Annotated in this window: 14 protein-coding genes; 13 read left to right on the top strand and 1 reads right to left on the bottom strand. The window is 44.6% G+C overall.

All coding sequences use genetic code 11. The features are described 5' to 3' along the window. Nucleotides 1–6: 6 nt before the first annotated feature. The 11 genes from argH to PGZ10_RS08865 all read left to right on the top strand — a co-directional run bounded on the left by argH (nucleotide 7) and on the right by PGZ10_RS08865 (nucleotide 13,540). On the top strand, nucleotides 7–1,386 hold the full coding sequence (argH, locus tag PGZ10_RS08915) for an argininosuccinate lyase (protein WP_270541178.1): 1,380 nt from the start codon (nucleotides 7–9) through the stop codon (nucleotides 1,384–1,386). A gap of 183 nt (nucleotides 1,387–1,569) precedes the next feature. Then, nucleotides 1,570–2,655 carry an aspartate-semialdehyde dehydrogenase gene (asd, locus tag PGZ10_RS08910; RefSeq protein WP_008372310.1) on the top strand — a complete coding sequence of 362 codons (1,086 nt, stop codon included), beginning with the start codon at nucleotides 1,570–1,572 and terminating at the stop codon, nucleotides 2,653–2,655. A 99-nt stretch (nucleotides 2,656–2,754) separates the two neighbouring features. Next, nucleotides 2,755–4,860, top strand: coding sequence for a polyphosphate kinase 1 (gene ppk1 / locus PGZ10_RS08905; RefSeq protein WP_118199531.1), 2,106 nt, complete (start codon nucleotides 2,755–2,757; stop codon nucleotides 4,858–4,860). Between the two features lie 115 nt (nucleotides 4,861–4,975). Then, nucleotides 4,976–7,027, top strand: a complete 2,052-nt coding sequence (locus PGZ10_RS08900) for a DNA topoisomerase (protein WP_270541175.1) — start codon at nucleotides 4,976–4,978, stop codon at nucleotides 7,025–7,027. Then, nucleotides 7,024–7,695, top strand: coding sequence for an acyltransferase (locus tag PGZ10_RS08895; RefSeq protein WP_008372303.1), 672 nt, complete (start codon nucleotides 7,024–7,026; stop codon nucleotides 7,693–7,695). Before PGZ10_RS08900 ends, PGZ10_RS08895 begins: the two co-directional genes overlap by 4 nt. 6 nt (nucleotides 7,696–7,701) lie before the next feature. Continuing rightward, nucleotides 7,702–8,505 (top strand): MBL fold metallo-hydrolase, encoded by an 804-nt coding sequence (locus PGZ10_RS08890; protein WP_055156598.1) that lies wholly within the window; start codon nucleotides 7,702–7,704, stop codon nucleotides 8,503–8,505. Nucleotides 8,506–8,898: 393 nt separating this feature from the next. Continuing rightward, the gene (gene recA / locus PGZ10_RS08885) at nucleotides 8,899–9,969 is read left to right on the top strand and encodes a recombinase RecA (RefSeq protein ID WP_044999002.1); all 1,071 of its coding nucleotides are present in this window, start codon (nucleotides 8,899–8,901) and stop codon (nucleotides 9,967–9,969) included. 8 nt (nucleotides 9,970–9,977) lie between these two features. Beyond that, entirely contained in the window at nucleotides 9,978–10,589 is a 612-nt protein-coding gene (locus PGZ10_RS08880) for a regulatory protein RecX (RefSeq protein ID WP_270541199.1), read from the top strand. 72 nt (nucleotides 10,590–10,661) lie between these two features. Beyond that, on the top strand, nucleotides 10,662–12,212 hold the full coding sequence (rny, locus tag PGZ10_RS08875) for a ribonuclease Y (RefSeq protein WP_008372294.1): 1,551 nt from the start codon (nucleotides 10,662–10,664) through the stop codon (nucleotides 12,210–12,212). Between the two features lie 180 nt (nucleotides 12,213–12,392). Further along, on the top strand, nucleotides 12,393–12,932 hold the full coding sequence (locus PGZ10_RS08870) for an NUDIX hydrolase (RefSeq protein ID WP_008372292.1): 540 nt from the start codon (nucleotides 12,393–12,395) through the stop codon (nucleotides 12,930–12,932). A gap of 65 nt (nucleotides 12,933–12,997) precedes the next feature. Beyond that, nucleotides 12,998–13,540 carry a stage II sporulation protein M gene (locus tag PGZ10_RS08865; RefSeq protein WP_243002775.1) on the top strand — a complete coding sequence of 181 codons (543 nt, stop codon included), beginning with the start codon at nucleotides 12,998–13,000 and terminating at the stop codon, nucleotides 13,538–13,540. Nucleotides 13,541–13,637: 97 nt separating this feature from the next. Here the strand turns inward: PGZ10_RS08865 and PGZ10_RS08860 are convergent, their stop codons facing one another. After that, nucleotides 13,638–14,945, bottom strand: coding sequence for an oligosaccharide flippase family protein (locus PGZ10_RS08860; protein ID WP_270541173.1), 1,308 nt, complete (start codon nucleotides 14,943–14,945; stop codon nucleotides 13,638–13,640). 136 nt (nucleotides 14,946–15,081) lie between these two features. Between PGZ10_RS08860 and PGZ10_RS08855 the strand changes: the two genes are divergently transcribed. Together PGZ10_RS08855 and nifS are read left to right on the top strand one after the other, a co-directional pair. Further along, nucleotides 15,082–15,525, top strand: coding sequence for an RrF2 family transcriptional regulator (locus PGZ10_RS08855; protein ID WP_055260503.1), 444 nt, complete (start codon nucleotides 15,082–15,084; stop codon nucleotides 15,523–15,525). Then, the gene (gene nifS, locus PGZ10_RS08850; protein WP_270541171.1) at nucleotides 15,518–16,702 is read left to right on the top strand and encodes a cysteine desulfurase NifS; all 1,185 of its coding nucleotides are present in this window, start codon (nucleotides 15,518–15,520) and stop codon (nucleotides 16,700–16,702) included. The genes PGZ10_RS08855 and nifS overlap by 8 nt, the downstream gene beginning before the upstream one ends. The last annotated feature ends 24 nt before the right edge of the window (nucleotides 16,703–16,726 follow it).

The raw sequence follows: 16,726 nt of genomic DNA, 5'->3' as shown, positions 1-16,726 counted from the left end.
AAAGCTATGGCACAGTTATGGGGAGGACGTTTTACGAAAGAAACAGACAAACTGGTTTATAATTTCAATGCGTCCATTTCATTTGATAAACGATTTTATGAGCAGGATATCCAGGGCAGCGAGGCGCATGTTATGATGCTTGCAAAGCAGGGGATCCTGACAGACGATGAGAAGCAGCAGATTCTGGACGGACTGGAAAGTATCCGCAAGGATGTGGAAAATGGAAAGCTCGAGATCACAGAAGAATATGAGGATATCCACAGCTTTGTGGAGGCGAATCTGATCGACCGGATCGGGGATGCAGGAAAGAAGCTGCATACCGGAAGAAGCCGTAATGACCAGGTTGCACTGGATATGAAGCTTTATACAAGAAGTGAGATCACCGCACTGCAGGGACTGGTTGTGGATATGCTCCGCGAACTTCTTGCGATCATGAAGGACAGCACCGAGACGATCATGCCTGGATTTACCCATCTGCAGAAAGCGCAGCCGATCACACTGGCACACCATATGGGTGCTTATTTTGAAATGTTCAAAAGAGACCATATGCGTCTGAAAGATATTTACAAAAGAATGAATACCTGTCCGCTTGGATCCGGAGCACTTGCAGGAACTACTTATGATCTGGACAGAGCATACACCGCAGAGCTTCTCGGATTTGACGGACCGACACTGAACAGTATGGATTCGGTATCGGACCGTGATTATCTGATCGAGCTGATGAGTGCTCTATCTACGATTATGATGCATTTAAGCCGCTTCTCAGAAGAAGTGATCATCTGGAATTCCAATGAATACCAGTTTGTTGATATCGATGACAGCTACAGCACCGGAAGCAGTATCATGCCACAGAAGAAGAATCCGGATATTGCGGAACTTGTTCGTGGAAAGACAGGACGTGTATACGGTGCACTGACTTCGATCCTGACTACAATGAAAGGAATTCCGCTTGCTTACAATAAAGATATGCAGGAGGACAAAGAGCTGGTATTTGATGCCATCGATACCGTGAAAGGATGCCTGGCTTTATTTACCGGAATGCTCGCAACCATGAAGTTCAACAAAGAACGTATGCTGGAAAGCTGCAGACACGGATTTACCAATGCAACAGATGCAGCTGACTATCTGGTAAATCACGGGGTACCGTTCCGTGATGCACATGGAATTGTAGGAAAGCTGGTACTTTATTGCATTGATAAGAAGATTGCGTTAGATGATATGTCACTGGAAGAATATAAGGAGATATCTCCGGTATTTGAAGAAGATATTTATGATGCGATCAGCATGGAGACCTGTGTCAATAAGAGAAATACGATCGGTGCACCTGGACCGGAAGCTATGAAAAAGGTGATCGCGCTTCACGAAGCGTATCTGGAAGAGTGCTAATCGTTATAAGGAAAATGAGCATTGCTGGTCACAGGTACTGGGAACAGTAACATGAGCGTTAATAAGTAGACATAGTTTTTCAATTGTCAGGGTTGAAAAATGTCGGAAAATGCGCTATGATATACAAATCACGCGTACAAATGTACGCATCAAAAAGACAAAACAGGAAATGAGGACATAAAAATGGATCAGAAATTAAGAGTAGGTATTCTTGGTGCAACAGGAATGGTAGGACAGAGATTTATCTCTCTGCTGGAAAATCATCCGTGGTTTGAGGTAGTAACACTGGCTGCAAGCCCGCGTTCCGCAGGAAAGACATATGAAGAAGCAGTCGGAGACCGCTGGAAAATGGACACTCCGATGCCGGAAGCAGTCAAGAAGATCGTTGTACATAATGTCAACGAAGTAGAAGAAGTTGCAAAGACAGTCGACTTTGTATTCAGTGCAGTTGATATGTCAAAAGATGAGATCCGTGCGATCGAGGAAGCATACGCAAAGACAGAGACACCGGTTGTATCTAATAACAGTGCCCACAGATGGACACCGGATGTACCGATGGTAATCCCGGAAGTAAACCCGGAACATTTTGCAGTCATCGAAGACCAGAAAAAGCGTCTTGGAACTACAAGAGGATTTATCGCAGTAAAACCAAACTGTTCGATCCAGAGCTATGCGCCTTGCCTTGCAGCATGGAAAGAATTCGGACCGAAAGAACTGGTTGTTACAACCTACCAGGCAATTTCAGGTGCAGGAAAGACCTTTAAAGACTGGCCGGAAATGGTAGAAAATATCATTCCATTCATTGGTGGAGAAGAAGAAAAGAGCGAGCAGGAACCGCTTCGTGTTCTTGGCAGAGTTGAAAATGGACAGATCGTAAAAGCAGATTCTCCGAAGATCACATGCCAGTGTGTACGTGTACCGGTTCTTAACGGACATACCGCTGCCGTATTTATCAATTTTGAAAAGAAACCAACCAAAGAGCAGCTGATCGAAAAACTGGAAAGTTTCAAAGGCTTCCCGCAGGAAGCAGAGCTTCCGAGTGCACCGAAGCAGTTCATCCGCTATATGACAGAAGACAACCGTCCGCAGGTGAAACTGGATGTAGATTATGAGAACGGAATGGGAATTTCTATCGGACGACTCAGAGAAGATTCCCTTTACGATTATAAATTTATCGGACTTTCCCACAATACAGTCCGCGGTGCGGCAGGAGGAGCTGTTCTCTGTGCTGAGACTCTGACAGCAAAAGGATTTATCACAAAGAAATAGCTTTTGCAGGGAAGTTTAAAAGAAGTTAACTTTTCTTTCTTCTGATTCAGTGGTAGAATGAAATTATACCAGTGTAAAGGAAGATTGAAGGTGGTTAATATGAAAAAAGAAATGCAGAACTATACACAGAACAGAGAACTGTCCTGGCTGAAGTTCAATCAGAGGGTACTGGAGGAAGCAAAAGATTCTTCAGTACCCCTTCTTGAAAGAATGAAGTTTGTATCCATTTTTACAAGCAACCTGGACGAATTTTTTATGATCCGCGTAGGAAGCCTGTATGATATGTCGCTTACGGATAACAGCACGATCGACAGCCGTTCGGGGATGAATCCGAAAGAGCAGCTGGATGCAATCTTTGCGGCTGTAGCACCATTGTATAAAGAGAGGGACAAGACCTACTCAGAGATCAAGAAGCTGCTGAATCCATACGGTGTCTGTGGACTATCGATAAAAGAACTGGAGCAGCAGGAAAAGAAGTATGTGAAAAAGTACTTCAAAGACCAGATTCTTCCGATCCTGTCTCCACAGATCGTGGATGCCAATCATCCGTTTCCACATCTGCTCAATAAGGAACTGTATGTGATCGCAAGTCTGAAGCAGAATGGAACTTCCATGATCGGAATCGTACCGGTTCCACAGTTTGTGTCAGATATCTTATATCTTCCGGGCCATGACATCCGTTATATCCGTATGGAAAAGGTGATCATGGAATATCTGGATGTAGTGTTCGACAAATACGAGGTATCGAACAAGAATTATATCTGTGTGACAAGGAATGCAGATGTGTCGCCGGACGATGAGGCATTGGAGATCAATGATGATTTCCGCCTGCTGATGCAGGAAACCCTTCACAAGCGCCGCAGAATGGCAGTGGTCCGTATGGAGACAGCGGAGCCGCTGGATAAGGAACTGGAAAAGTATTTCTGTGACAAATTTAAGATCACACCGGCACAGATCTACCGGACCAAGATGCCGATGAAGCTGGATTATATTTTCTCGATTATGGATAAGGTTCCGGCATCGCTGAAACGTTCTCTGGTCGACGAACCGTTTACTCCGCAGCCGTCCCGCTATCTGACGGATGGAAAAGTGATTCCGCAGGTAAAGAAAAAAGATATTCTTCTTTCTTATCCGTATGAGAGTATGGATCCGTTTCTGCGTATGATCAAGGAAGCAGCTTATGATCCGACCGTTCTTACAATCAGGATCACAATCTATCGTCTGGCAAAGAAAGCCCGTCTGGTAGAGTACTTATGTGCAGCGGCCGAGAACGGCAAAGAGGTTACGGTTTTGATCGAGCTGAGAGCCAGATTCGATGAGCAGAACAATATTGACTGGTCCGAGCGGCTGGAAGAAGCAGGATGCCGTGTGATTTATGGATTTGAAGGTTATAAGGTGCATTCCAAGATCTGCCTGATCACTTACCGGAACCGCAACAATATCGAATACATTACGCAGGTGGGAACCGGAAATTACAATGAAAAGACGGCAACCATGTACACCGATGTATCGCTGATCACAGCGGATAAGGGAATCGGAGAGGATGCAGCTGTCTTCTTCAAGAATATGTCCATTGGCAACCTCAATGGAAGCTATCAGCACATTATTGTTTCACCGACCAGTCTGAAACCAAAGGTGCTTTCGCTGATGGACGAGGAGATCAAAAAGGGAACGAACGGACGGATCATCATGAAGATGAATTCTGTGACGGATGTAGATTTTATCCAGAAGGTTTCCGAGGCATCAAATGCAGGGGTGAAGGTGGATCTGATCGTTCGTGGGATCTGCTGTATTCTTCCGGGAGTCAAAGGGTACACAGAGAATCTCCGTGTGACCAGTATTGTCGGACGTTATCTTGAGCATCCGCGTATTTTCCTTTTTGGAACCGGAGCGGATCAGAAAATCTATATCGGTTCCGCAGATATGATGACGCGTAATACGGAAAAACGCGTGGAAGTGGCATGTCCGGTTTACGATGAAACTATCAGGAAACAGCTGACACATATGCTGAAGATCATGCTTGCGGACAATGTAAAAGCGCGGGAATTAAAGAGTGACGGCAAATACTACATGAAAGAAAAAGGAACTTCAAAAGTCAATTCCCAGGAATATTTTATGCGTGAAGCAATCACCGTCAGACATCCGGAAGGACGGACAAAACAAAGCTTCGTTGATAAAATCCGGAAGATTTTTCGAAGAAAATAATTTGTTTTATGTTCTGAATATGATATGATAAAAAAGTGGAGCTGGTATCAGCTTCACTTTTTAAACGCTGTGAGAGTTGCTATAGCGTGAAAATACAGGAGTACAAAATTATTATATGGGTAAATCGGTATATATTGCAGAAAAGCCGAGTGTGGCACAGGAATTTGCCAAGGCACTGCATTTGAATTTGAAAAGAAAAGACGGATATCTGGAATCAGATGAGGCGATCGTAACCTGGTGTGTTGGTCATCTTGTCACGATGAGTTATCCGGAAGTATATGATGAAAAGTATAAGAGATGGTCTTTGCAGACACTGCCATTCATTCCGCAGGAATTTCTCTATGAGGTGATACCGGGAGTAAAGAAGCAGTTTGAGATCGTAAAAGGAATACTGACCAGGAAGGACGTAGACCGGATTTATGTCTGTACCGACTCGGGAAGAGAAGGAGAATACATTTACCGTCTGGTGGAACAGATGGCAGGCGTAAAAGGGAAAGAACGCCGGCGTGTGTGGATCGATTCTCAGACGGAGGAAGAGATCCTCAGAGGAATCCGTGAGGCGAAGGATCTGTCAGAATACGATAATCTGTCAGCTTCGGCTTATCTCCGTGCGAAGGAAGATTATCTGATGGGAATCAACTTTTCCAGACTTCTGACACTCAAATATGGAAACAGCATTTCAAATTATCTTGGGAATAAATACACGGTTGTATCTGTCGGACGTGTGATGACCTGTGTCCTTGGAATGGTCGTAAGGCGGGAACGGGAGATCCGTGAATTTGTTAAAACGCCGTTCTATCGTGTGATCGAATCGGTAAATGTAGACGGACATACTTTTACCGGTGAGTGGCGTGCAGTGAAAGGTTCGGCTTATTTTGAGTCTCCAAAGCTCTACAAAGAGAATGGATTTAAAGAGAAAGAGGAGGCCAAAAAGCTGATCGCTGTTTTGAAAGAGGGAACATCCCCTCTTACCTGCCGGATTGTATCCATCGAAAAGAAAAAAGAGAAAAAGAATCCGCCACTTCTGTTTAACCTTGCAGAACTTCAGAACGAATGCTCCAAACGGTTCAAGATCAGTCCGGATGAAACGCTCCGCATTGTGCAGGAGCTTTACGAGAAGAAGCTTGTCACCTATCCGAGAACAGACGCCAGAGTGCTTTCGACGGCAGTATCAAAGGAGATCACAAAGAACCTGAACGGGCTGAGTAAATATCAGATGACTGCACCATATATGCAGGATATTCTGCATTACGGAGCATATAAAAATTTGGCAAAGACGCGTTATGTCAATGACAAGCAGATCACGGATCATTATGCAATCATCCCGACAGGACAGGGACTTTCAGCATTGAATTCGGTATCTGCAACGGCTCATCGTGTGTATGATGTGATCGTCCGGAGGTTTCTGAGTATCTTCTATCCTCCGGCAGTTTATCAGAAAGTGGCGTTGGTAACACAGATCGGAAAAGAACAGTTTTTCTCCAACTTCCGTGTACTTGCGGAAGAAGGATATCTGAAGGTGGCAGGGGTCCCTGCCCCAAAGAAAAATGCAAATGGAAATGACGCGGAAGGAGATGGAAGTGATAACAATGTGGATCTGGATGCCGCATTTTTTGCATCCATCCAGAAGTTAAAAAAAGGTGATATCCTGGATGTGAAATCACTGGATATCAAAGAGGGAGAAACTTCACCGCCGAAGAGATACAATTCCGGTTCCATGATCCTTGCGATGGAAAATGCAGGTCAGCTGATCGAGGATGAGGAACTTCGTGCGCAGATCAAAGGAAGCGGGATCGGAACCAGTGCGACCAGGGCGGAGATCCTGAAAAAGCTATTCAATATCAAATATCTGGCACTGAATAAAAAGACGCAGGTGATCACACCGACGCTTCTTGGAGAAATGATTTATGATGTGGTGTTGAATTCTATCCGTTCACTTCTGAATCCGGAGCTGACGGCAAGCTGGGAAAAGGGGCTTAACTATGTGGCAGAGGGAGAAATTACATCGGATGAATATATGACAAAACTGGATCATTTTATTGTCAGCAGAACCAACGGAGTACTGGGACTGAATAACCAGTATCAGTTAAGAAGCTGCTATGACAGGGCAGCAGCATTTTATAAAAAAGAAACCAAAGGCAGAGCATCGAAAGGAAAGAAAGAATGAAAGAAATGACGGTTAAAGAAATGTATACGCTGGAAGAGACAATCGCAAAGGATTTGTTTGAAGGAGTGACCTACCCGTGGGAAGTACTTCCGAAAATCAGCAGTTTTATCCTGGAACTGGGTGCGTCTCTTCCGGAAGAAGAGTATGAAAAACGTGGAGAAAATGTGTGGGTTGCCAGATCCGCAAAGGTTGCACCGACTGCATTTATCGGCGGTCCGGCGATCATCGGAAAGGACGCAGAGGTAAGACACTGTGCGTTTATCCGTGGAAATGCGATCGTAGGAGAAGGGGCAGTTGTCGGAAATTCTACCGAGCTGAAAAATGTGGTCCTCTTCAATAAAGTACAGGTTCCACATTATAATTATGTGGGGGATTCAATCCTTGGATACAAGTCACATATGGGAGCAGGTTCTATCACATCTAATGTGAAATCCGATAAAAAACTGGTGGTTGTAAAGACGCCGGAAGGAAATATCGAGACCGGTATGAAAAAGTTCGGCGCGATGTTGGGTGACCATGTAGAAGTTGGATGTGGAACCATTCTGAACCCGGGAAGTGTAGTAGGACCGCATACCAATATTTATCCACTTTCTTCGGTGAGAGGATTTGTGCCGGGAGGAAGTATTTACAAATGTGCAGGTGAAGTGGTTGAAATGAGACAGGAGTAATGACGGATGAAGCTTACAATACTTGGAACGGGAAATGCAACAGTAACGGAATGCTATAATACATGTTTTGCCCTCTCGGATGGAAACAGGCATTTTCTGGTGGATACCGGCGGCGGAAACCGTATTTTAAAGGTGTTAAAAGACACCGGGATCCAGCTGGAAGACATTCACGATATTTTTATTACCCATGAACATATCGATCATCTTCTGGGTGTGATCTGGCTGATACGGATGATCGGGCAGAAGAAGATCGGCCAGGGAAAATATGAGGGGAATCTGCGGATCTACTGCCATGAAGAGCTGGCAAGATCAATCCGCATGATCGCAGAACTTACGATCCAGAAAAAGGTGACGAAATATTTTGATGACCGGATTCTTTTTGTGCCGGTGCATCACGGAGAGACAAAGGAAATCCTTGGCTGTCCGGTCACCTTTTTCGATATTTTTTCCACGAAGGCAAAGCAGTTCGGGTTTACGATGCTGCTTCCGAACGGAGTGAAGTTTACCTGCTGCGGTGACGAACCGTACAATGAGAAAGATTATGAATTTGTGAAAGGCAGCGACTGGCTGACCCATGAGGCGTTCTGCCTGTATGGAGAAGCAGATAAGTTCAAGCCTTATGAAAAGCACCACAGTACTGTGAAAGAAGCATGTCAGCTTGCCGAGGAGCTTCAGATTCCGCATTTGATCTTGTATCATACGGAAGAGATGCATCTTAAGGAGAGGAAAGAGCTTTATACGCGGGAAGGACGGGAGTACTATCACGGGAAGTTGTTTGTACCGGATGATCTTGAGGTGTTTGAGCTTTAGATTGCAGGACGGGCGGTCTGCGGGAAAATAGAAGACGGACGCGCTTTTAATAAAATAAACCGGACAGATTTAGTTGTGCAGGGCATTCCGATGAGCCTCCGAATGCGAAAATTATGTCAGCAATGGCTTCCGAGAAGAAGTGTTCTGGTTGTGGGGGAAGGGGGAGATGTGGTATGATGGGGGAGTCAGAAGCTTTGAGGATCTGGGCGAGAAAGATTTTCTGGAGGGGTTCGGTTTCTTCTCCGAGGAAGGTGAGACGTGTGGATCTGATTTAAAAATGTAGTTGACAAACCAGAACATATGTACTAATATAGAACCAGAACAAACATTCGTTCGATGGAGAGCGTGGGCGAAGAATCTGGGATAAGGAGATTAATGATGGCGAATAATACAATGAATGATGAGAATAAAAAGAAAGCATTAGACGCAGCAATTGCAAAGCTTGAGAAAGATTTTGGTAAGGGAGCAGTTATGAAGCTGGGTGATCCGGCGGCACAGGTGCATGTTGAGACGGTTCCGACCGGTTCTCTGAGTCTGGATCTGGCACTTGGTGTTGGCGGCGTTCCGAAAGGACGTATTATTGAAATTTATGGACCTGAATCAAGTGGTAAGACGACAGTTGCATTACATATGATCGCAGAAGTACAGAAAAGAGGCGGCATTGCGGGATTTATCGATGCAGAGCATGCACTGGATCCGGTATATGCGAAGAATATCGGTGTAGATATTGATGAACTTTACATTTCACAGCCAGACAGCGGAGATCAGGCATTGGAGATTACTGAGACAATGGTACGTTCCGGTGCGATTGACATTATCGTAGTCGATTCTGTTGCAGCACTTGTTCCGAAGCAGGAGATTGAGGGTGATATGGGTGATACACATGTAGGTCTGCAGGCAAGACTGATGTCACAGGCACTCAGAAAGCTGACACCGGTTATCAGTAAATCAAACTGTGTTGTAATCTTTATCAACCAGCTGCGTGAGAAGGTTGGCGTTATGTTCGGTAATCCGGAGACAACAACGGGTGGACGGGCACTGAAGTTCTATTCATCTGTCCGTATGGATGTCCGCAGGACTGAGACTCTGAAGCAGGGCGGAGAGATGGTTGGTAACCATGTACGCGTGAAGATCGTGAAGAATAAAATTGCACCTCCGTTCAAGGAAGCAGAATTTGATATCATGTTCGGAAAAGGAATTTCCAGAGAAGGAGATATCCTGGATCTTGCGACGAAGATTGATCTGGTCAATAAGAGTGGTGCATGGTATGCATACAACGGAGAAAAGATCGGTCAGGGACGTGAGAATGCAAAGTCATATCTGACAGCACATCCGGAGATTATGGAAGAGATTGAAGAAAAAGTCCGTGCGCATTACGGAATCGGTGCAGAAGGGCAGGAAGCAGAAGAACCGGCACAGGCTGCTCCGGCAGATGCTGAAGAAGTGATGGATGAGGAAGAATAAAACATATGATGAGAATTACCCGAATCGAGCCAGTTACAAAGACAAAGTATCGGGTATCTGTTGATGAGCAGTTCGCCTTTGTGGTTTACAAAGGCGAACTGTCCCGTTTTCACCTGAAAGAAGAGTGTGAACTGACAGAGGATACTTATACAAAGATCAAAGAAGTCCTTTTGAAGCGGGCAAAGCTTCGTGCGATGCACCTGCTGAATGACATGGCAAGAACTGAATCCCAGCTCAGAGATAAATTAAAGCTGGGCGGCTATCCATCGGAGATCACCGAAGCGGCGATTGCCTATGTGAAATCATTTGGATATATCAATGATGACGCCTACATTCGGAACTTTATAGACAGCAGGAAAGATAAAAAGAGCAGACGGGAGATTTATGCCCTTCTGAGACAGAAGGGCGTGGATATGAACCGGGCAGAAGAGATCATGGAAGAGATGTATGAAGAGCATTCCGATCAGGAAGCAATCCGGGAGCTTCTTCGCAAAAAACACTGGGACTTTGCCTGTACGGATCCGAAAGAAAAGCAGAAAATATATGGATATTTGGTGCGGAAAGGATTTCGTTACGAAGATATCCGTCAAGTAATACAAGTTTGCGATTGGAATGCTTGACATATTTGTGAAAACAGTATAGAATTTAAGTGTTGTATTTGTACAATGAAAACTAAATAAGGAGGTGCTCCTGTGCTGATACCTATAATTATTGCTGTAGTTGTTACGCTTATAGTAGTAATGCCGGTTACTTATTTTGTTACTGTTTCCAAGTTGAAGAACGATGCAAATTCTAAAATTGGGAACGCTGATGTAAAAGCAAGAGAAATTATTGATGATGCTTTGAAGACAGCAGAGACAAAGAAGAAGGAAGCACTTTTGGAAGTAAAGGAAGAGTCTATCAAGACAAAGAATGAACTTGAAAAAGAGACTAAGGAACGCAGAGCTGAACTTCAGCGTTATGAAAAGCGTGTACTTTCAAAAGAAGAATCTCTGGATAAGAGATCTGCGGCAATTGAGCAGAGAGAGACTGCATTTACTGCAAAAGAGACAGCGATGAAGCAGCGGGAGGCTGAAGTTGAAGAACTCAGCCAGAAAAGAGTACAGGAACTAGAAAGAATCTCAGGACTTACCTCCGAACAGGCAAAGGATTATCTATTAAAAACTGTTGAAGAAGATGTGAAACATGACACTGCCAAGATGGTGAAAGAGCTTGAAACACGTGCAAAGGAAGAGGCTGACAAGAAGGCGAAAGAGTATGTTGTCACCGCAATCCAGAGATGTGCGGCAGATCATGTGGCTGAAACTACGATCTCGGTAGTTCAGCTTCCAAGTGACGAGATGAAGGGTAGAATTATCGGACGAGAGGGACGGAATATCCGTACTCTTGAGACACTGACAGGAGTAGAGCTTATTATTGATGATACTCCGGAGGCAGTTGTTCTTTCCGGATTTGATCCAATCCGAAGAGAAGTGGCAAGAATTGCACTGGAGCGTTTGATCGTAGATGGACGAATCCATCCTGCAAGAATCGAAGAGATGGTTGAAAAAGCGCAGAAAGAAGTAGAGACTATGATGCGCGAAGAAGGAGAGGCAGCAGCACTTGAAGTTGGTGTACACGGCATCCATCCAGAACTGATTCGTCTTCTTGGACGTATGAAGTTCAGAACGAGCTACGGTCAGAATGCACTGAAGCATTCAATCGAGGTTGCTCAGCTATCCGGATTGCTTGCGGGCGAGATCGGGCTGGATGTCCGTATCGCAAAGCGTGCAGGTCTTTTACATGACATCGGTAAATCGATCGATCACGATGTAGAAGGTTCACATGTTCAGATTGGTGTAGACCTTTGTAGAAAATACAAAGAGTCGCCGCTTATTATCAACGCGGTAGAAGCACATCATGGTGATGTAGAACCACAGTCTCTGATTGCAGGCGTTGTTCAGGCAGCAGATGCGATTTCGGCTGCAAGACCAGGTGCAAGAAGAGAAACCTTGGAGACATACACAAACAGATTAAAACAGTTAGAAGATATTACCAACCAGTTTAAAGGGGTTGAGAAGTCATTTGCTATTCAGGCGGGTAGAGAGATTCGCGTAATGGTAGTTCCAGAACAAGTATCTGATGATGATATGGTATTGCTGGCAAGAGATATTTCAAAACAGATTGAATATGAATTGGAATATCCAGGTCAGATTAAAGTAAATGTAATCCGGGAATCCCGTGTTACAGATTATGCTAAATAACACGATAATCAGAAAACGACAGCCGTCCAAAAGATTCAATCTTTTGGATGGCTGTATTTAATTTACGCGAGCAACGAGCCAAAGTCCGTGCTTGCACGAGACCTTGGCGACTGCCGCGATAACTTGAGAAACTCGCGGAGCGTGTTTCTAATAGTTGTGTGAAAAGGAAGTGGAAAACGGATGAAAAAAGAAATCAAACGTGTAAAAAGAGAAAGGGTATATCAGGGAACAATTGTTGATGTATACAAAGATTATATGGAGTTTTCCAATGGAAATCATGAGGTGTGGGACTATATCCACCACAAAGGGGCTGCTGCTGTGATACCTGTGATGGATGACGGCAGACTCCTGATGGTAAGACAGTACCGGAATGCACTGGATCGCTTTACACTGGAGCTTCCGGCAGGAGGGCTGGACCAAGCAGATGAACCGGGACGAGACTGTTCGGCAAGAGAATTGGAAGAAGAGACCGGATATCACAGTGATGATCTGGAATGGCTGATCACGCTTCGAACAACTGTAGCACTTTGCAACGAAAAAATCGAAGTTTATGTGGCACGAAACCTGATCCGTACCCATCAGCATCTGGATGAGAATGAATTTGTGAATGTAGAGGCACATACGGTTGAAGAATTGAAGCAGATGATCTTTGAAGGAAAGATTGAAGATTCCAAGACTGTAGCTGCTATCCTTGCCTATGATGCAAAGTATAACAGATAAAGTGAACGCATAATTGACAGCTCCGGTCATATAATGAACTATGTGAAATTATTGGAGGCCGGAATGTGGAATTTTATCGGAAGAAATATCAGCTGCCCATGCTATATCTGATCGGTTTTGGAATGGGTATCTTATATGCTAATTTTATTGCGAAAAATTATGTTACGATGACTGGGATTTTCCATGAATATTTTCTAAATCAGTATACACAGGTGAAAATCATAAATGAAGATTACCTGTGGTATCTGCTCAGATGGAGAGTGATGCCTCTGGCGTTAGCGGTCTGTGTGGCAAATCTGGGGTTTCGCAGACTGACAGCAGCCGGAATTCTCCTTTGGACAGGCTTTGCAGCAGGGATACTGTCTGTGGCGGCAGTTTTAAGGATGGGCCTTTGCGGAATGCTGTTGTGTATTGCCGGTATTTTCCCGCAATATATTTTTTATGTACCGGCATATCTTTTATTGATCCGGTATTATTATCGTTATCCGCAAAGTGAATGGAATGGAACAAAAACAGGATTTACTGTTATGATGATCGTGGCGGGAATTTTGTCTGAGGTATATTTAAACCCTGGGATTGTCCGCTGGTTTGTGAAGGTTCTTACATAGCAGGAATGTGTTCAGCCACATTTTAGCGTTAGGTGATAGAAAATGGCAGAAAGCCCTCTTACTGAATAATTCGGTAAAGAGGACTTTCTGCCGTTTTTTATCGCCCTTGTTTTATCAGGAGAAATATGCAGCAGCCAAATGTAAGAAGCTGGCTTGCAAGCAATGCCCACAGATAGCCAAGAATCCCGAACTGCGGAATCAGAAACAGAACACCACAGATTCGTACTGCCAGGGTGAACAGATTGATCAGAAAAGTTTTTCCGGCAAGATCCAGACCATTTAACACACTGATCAGTGCGGTGTTACTATAGAGAAAAGGACAGATAAATGCTAGTGTTAAGATATAATTTCCGGCTTCTGGTGTATGAAAGATCCGTCTGCTGATAAAGCCGGATGCGGTAAAGAAAAATAGCAGGCAGGCAAAACCAAGAAACAGGCAGAAAAAAATAACTTTCCGTAAAAGCTGCGGAAGAGCATGCTTTTTCTGAGCATCCGGCATACTGGCAACTTCGGGGAGGAGCATTGTGGAGATGGAATTGGTGAGGGCAGATGGAAATAAAATGCAGGGAAGGGCAATTCCGGTCAGAATTCCGTAGGTGCTAAGAGAAGCGGAGATACTCATTCCATACTTTTGCAGGGCAAGAGGAATAGAAATTGCTTCCAGACTCTGAAAAAGATTCAGAAGGACTCTGCTTGCGGTCAGTGGAAGGGCAGAAAAAAGCAGGGGAGGAACAGCAGAAAGAGCCGGCTCCTGGTGTGGGGATAAAGGTTGCCCGGCAGTTCTGAGCTTATGGATGCAAAGAAAAGCGGCTGCAATTTCACCACCGACAATTCCGAGGACAGCAATTGCGACAGATGGTGTAAAAGCGGTATGAGCATCGGCTGTATAGAGGAAGATAACAAAAAAGATCCGGACCAGCTGTTCAAATAATTGGGAGAGGGCAGGAAGCCGGATCTGCTTGAGCCCCAGAAAGTAACCACAGCTGCAACTGTGCAGAGCTGCAAATGGAAGTGCATATGCTATCAGGAAGATGAGAGAGGCGCATCGGGGATCACCAAGTATGACTGTGGTGAGGAAAACAGCATTTTTCTGCAACAGAAAAAGACAGCAGATGGAAAGAAAAAGAGAACAAAGCAGTGCTGCTTTCAGGTAAGAATAAGCTTTTGCAGACTGCTTTTTTGCAGAAGAGGCGGCAACCAGGCGCGCCAGAGCCGTCTCGATCCCTGCTGAAGTTGCAGCATAAGCAAGTGTGTAGACAGGGAAAATCAGCTGATACAGACCGATTTCTTCTGCAGGGAAAGATCTGCTGAGAAAAATACGGTAAAAAAATCCCATTACACGGGTGAGAATGCCGACTACAGTAAGGATAAAAGTTCCTTTCAGGAGAAAATGTTTTTGTGACATAGCAGCTCCAAAGGCATTTTTGTTTTAAAATATATGCAAGAAAGAGCCTTGACAGAACATAACAGAGGTGATATTCTCAATTTGCAAGAAATCCTAGTAAAACAGTGGGATATAAAAATAAAGAGAAGGTGATGGATTGAAGATCTCAACGAAGGGTCGTTATGGTTTGCGCGCCTTTATCGATCTTGCGTGTTATGGCGCAGAAGAACCGGTTTCCATCAGCAGTATATCAGCCAGGCAGGAGATATCGGAACGATATCTGGAACAGCTCATGGCGAAGCTGAAAAAGGCAGGTCTTGTCAAGAGTATCCGTGGAGCGGGAGGAGGATATCGGCTGGCAAAGGATGCGGCGGAAGTTTCTGTTGGTGATGTACTCAGAGCACTTGAAGGAGACCTGGAACCTGCGACTTGTGCAGCACTTCATTCGGAAGACAGCTGCGAGATCCAGGGCAGCTGTATCACGAAATATGTCTGGAAGAAAGTCAATGAAAGCATGGCACAGACGGTAGACAGTATTATGATAAATACCCTTGTGGAAATGAATAAAGAAATAAAGAAAGAAGGACAAAAAGATGAGTAAATTAATTTATTTGGATAACGCAGCAACAACAAAAACTGCACCAGAAGTTCTGGAAGCAATGCTGCCATATTTTACAGAGCAGTATGGCAATCCTTCTGCGATCTACAGCTTCGCATCCCATAACAAAGATGTTGTGGCAGAACAGAGAGAAAGAATCGCAAACGCACTCGGTGCAAAGAGCAACGAAATTTATTTTACAGCCGGCGGATCAGAGTCTGACAACTGGGCACTCAAAGCAACCGCTGAGGCTTATCAGAATAAAGGAAAACATATTATCACAACCAAGATCGAACATCATGCGATCCTGCATACAGCAGCTTATTTGGAAGAGCGTGGGTTTGAAGTGACTTATCTTGATGTGGATGAATACGGAAAAGTAAATCCGGCAGATGTGGAAGCAGCAATCCGCCCGGATACCATCCTGATCTCTGTAATGTATGCAAACAACGAAATCGGAACAATTGAACCGATCAAAGAGATCGGTGAGATCGCCCACAAACATGGTATCCTGTTCCACACAGACGCCGTACAGGCTTTCGGACAGGTCCCGATCAATGTAGATGAATGTCATATTGATATGTTAAGTGCCAGCGGACACAAGCTGAACGGACCAAAAGGAATCGGATTCCTCTATATCAGAAAAGGCGTGAAGATCCGTTCCTTCGTTCATGGTGGGGCACAGGAAAGAAAACGTCGTGCAGGTACAGAAAATGTTCCGGGTATTGTTGGAATCGGTACAGCAACAAAACGTGCTATCGCTACGATGGAAGAACGTACAGCAAAAGAGCGCGAGATGAGAGATTATCTGATCAAACGTGTGATGGAAGAAATCCCGTACACCAAGCTGAACGGACATCCGACAGACCGTCTGCCAAATAACGCAAACTTCTGCTTCCGTTTCATTGAGGGCGAATCTATGCTGATCCGTCTTGATATGGCAGGAATTTGTGGATCCAGTGGATCTGCATGTACATCCGGATCTCTTGATCCATCCCATGTACTTCTTGCAATCGGACTGCCACACGAGATTGCGCATGGATCTCTGCGTCTGACTCTGAATGAAGAGATCACAAAAGAAGACATTGATTATGTAGTAGATCAGCTCAAGACAATCGTAAGCGATTTGCGCGGAATGTCACCACTTTATGAAGATTTTGTAAAAAAACAGAATAAATAATACGATAGAAAATACAGCTATAGG

This window comes from Coprococcus sp. AF102-57 (assembly GCF_027686195.1).
Lineage (GTDB): Bacteria > Bacillota > Clostridia > Lachnospirales > Lachnospiraceae > Allocoprococcus > Allocoprococcus comes.
Note: the sequence above shows the minus strand (reverse complement) of the source record. Positions and strands in the feature narration are given on the sequence as shown.

Coding starts and splice junctions, on each gene's coding strand:
- argH (WP_270541178.1), top strand. CDS start 7: ATGGCACAGTTATGGGGAGGACGTTTTACGAAAGAAACAGACAAACTG.
- asd (WP_008372310.1), top strand. CDS start 1,570: ATGGATCAGAAATTAAGAGTAGGTATTCTTGGTGCAACAGGAATGGTA.
- ppk1 (WP_118199531.1), top strand. CDS start 2,755: ATGAAAAAAGAAATGCAGAACTATACACAGAACAGAGAACTGTCCTGG.
- PGZ10_RS08900 (WP_270541175.1), top strand. CDS start 4,976: ATGGGTAAATCGGTATATATTGCAGAAAAGCCGAGTGTGGCACAGGAA.
- PGZ10_RS08895 (WP_008372303.1), top strand. CDS start 7,024: ATGAAAGAAATGACGGTTAAAGAAATGTATACGCTGGAAGAGACAATC.
- PGZ10_RS08890 (WP_055156598.1), top strand. CDS start 7,702: ATGAAGCTTACAATACTTGGAACGGGAAATGCAACAGTAACGGAATGC.
- recA (WP_044999002.1), top strand. CDS start 8,899: ATGAATGATGAGAATAAAAAGAAAGCATTAGACGCAGCAATTGCAAAG.
- PGZ10_RS08880 (WP_270541199.1), top strand. CDS start 9,978: ATGAGAATTACCCGAATCGAGCCAGTTACAAAGACAAAGTATCGGGTA.
- PGZ10_RS08870 (WP_008372292.1), top strand. CDS start 12,393: ATGAAAAAAGAAATCAAACGTGTAAAAAGAGAAAGGGTATATCAGGGA.
- PGZ10_RS08860 (WP_270541173.1), bottom strand. CDS start 14,945: ATGTCACAAAAACATTTTCTCCTGAAAGGAACTTTTATCCTTACTGTA.
- nifS (WP_270541171.1), top strand. CDS start 15,518: ATGAGTAAATTAATTTATTTGGATAACGCAGCAACAACAAAAACTGCA.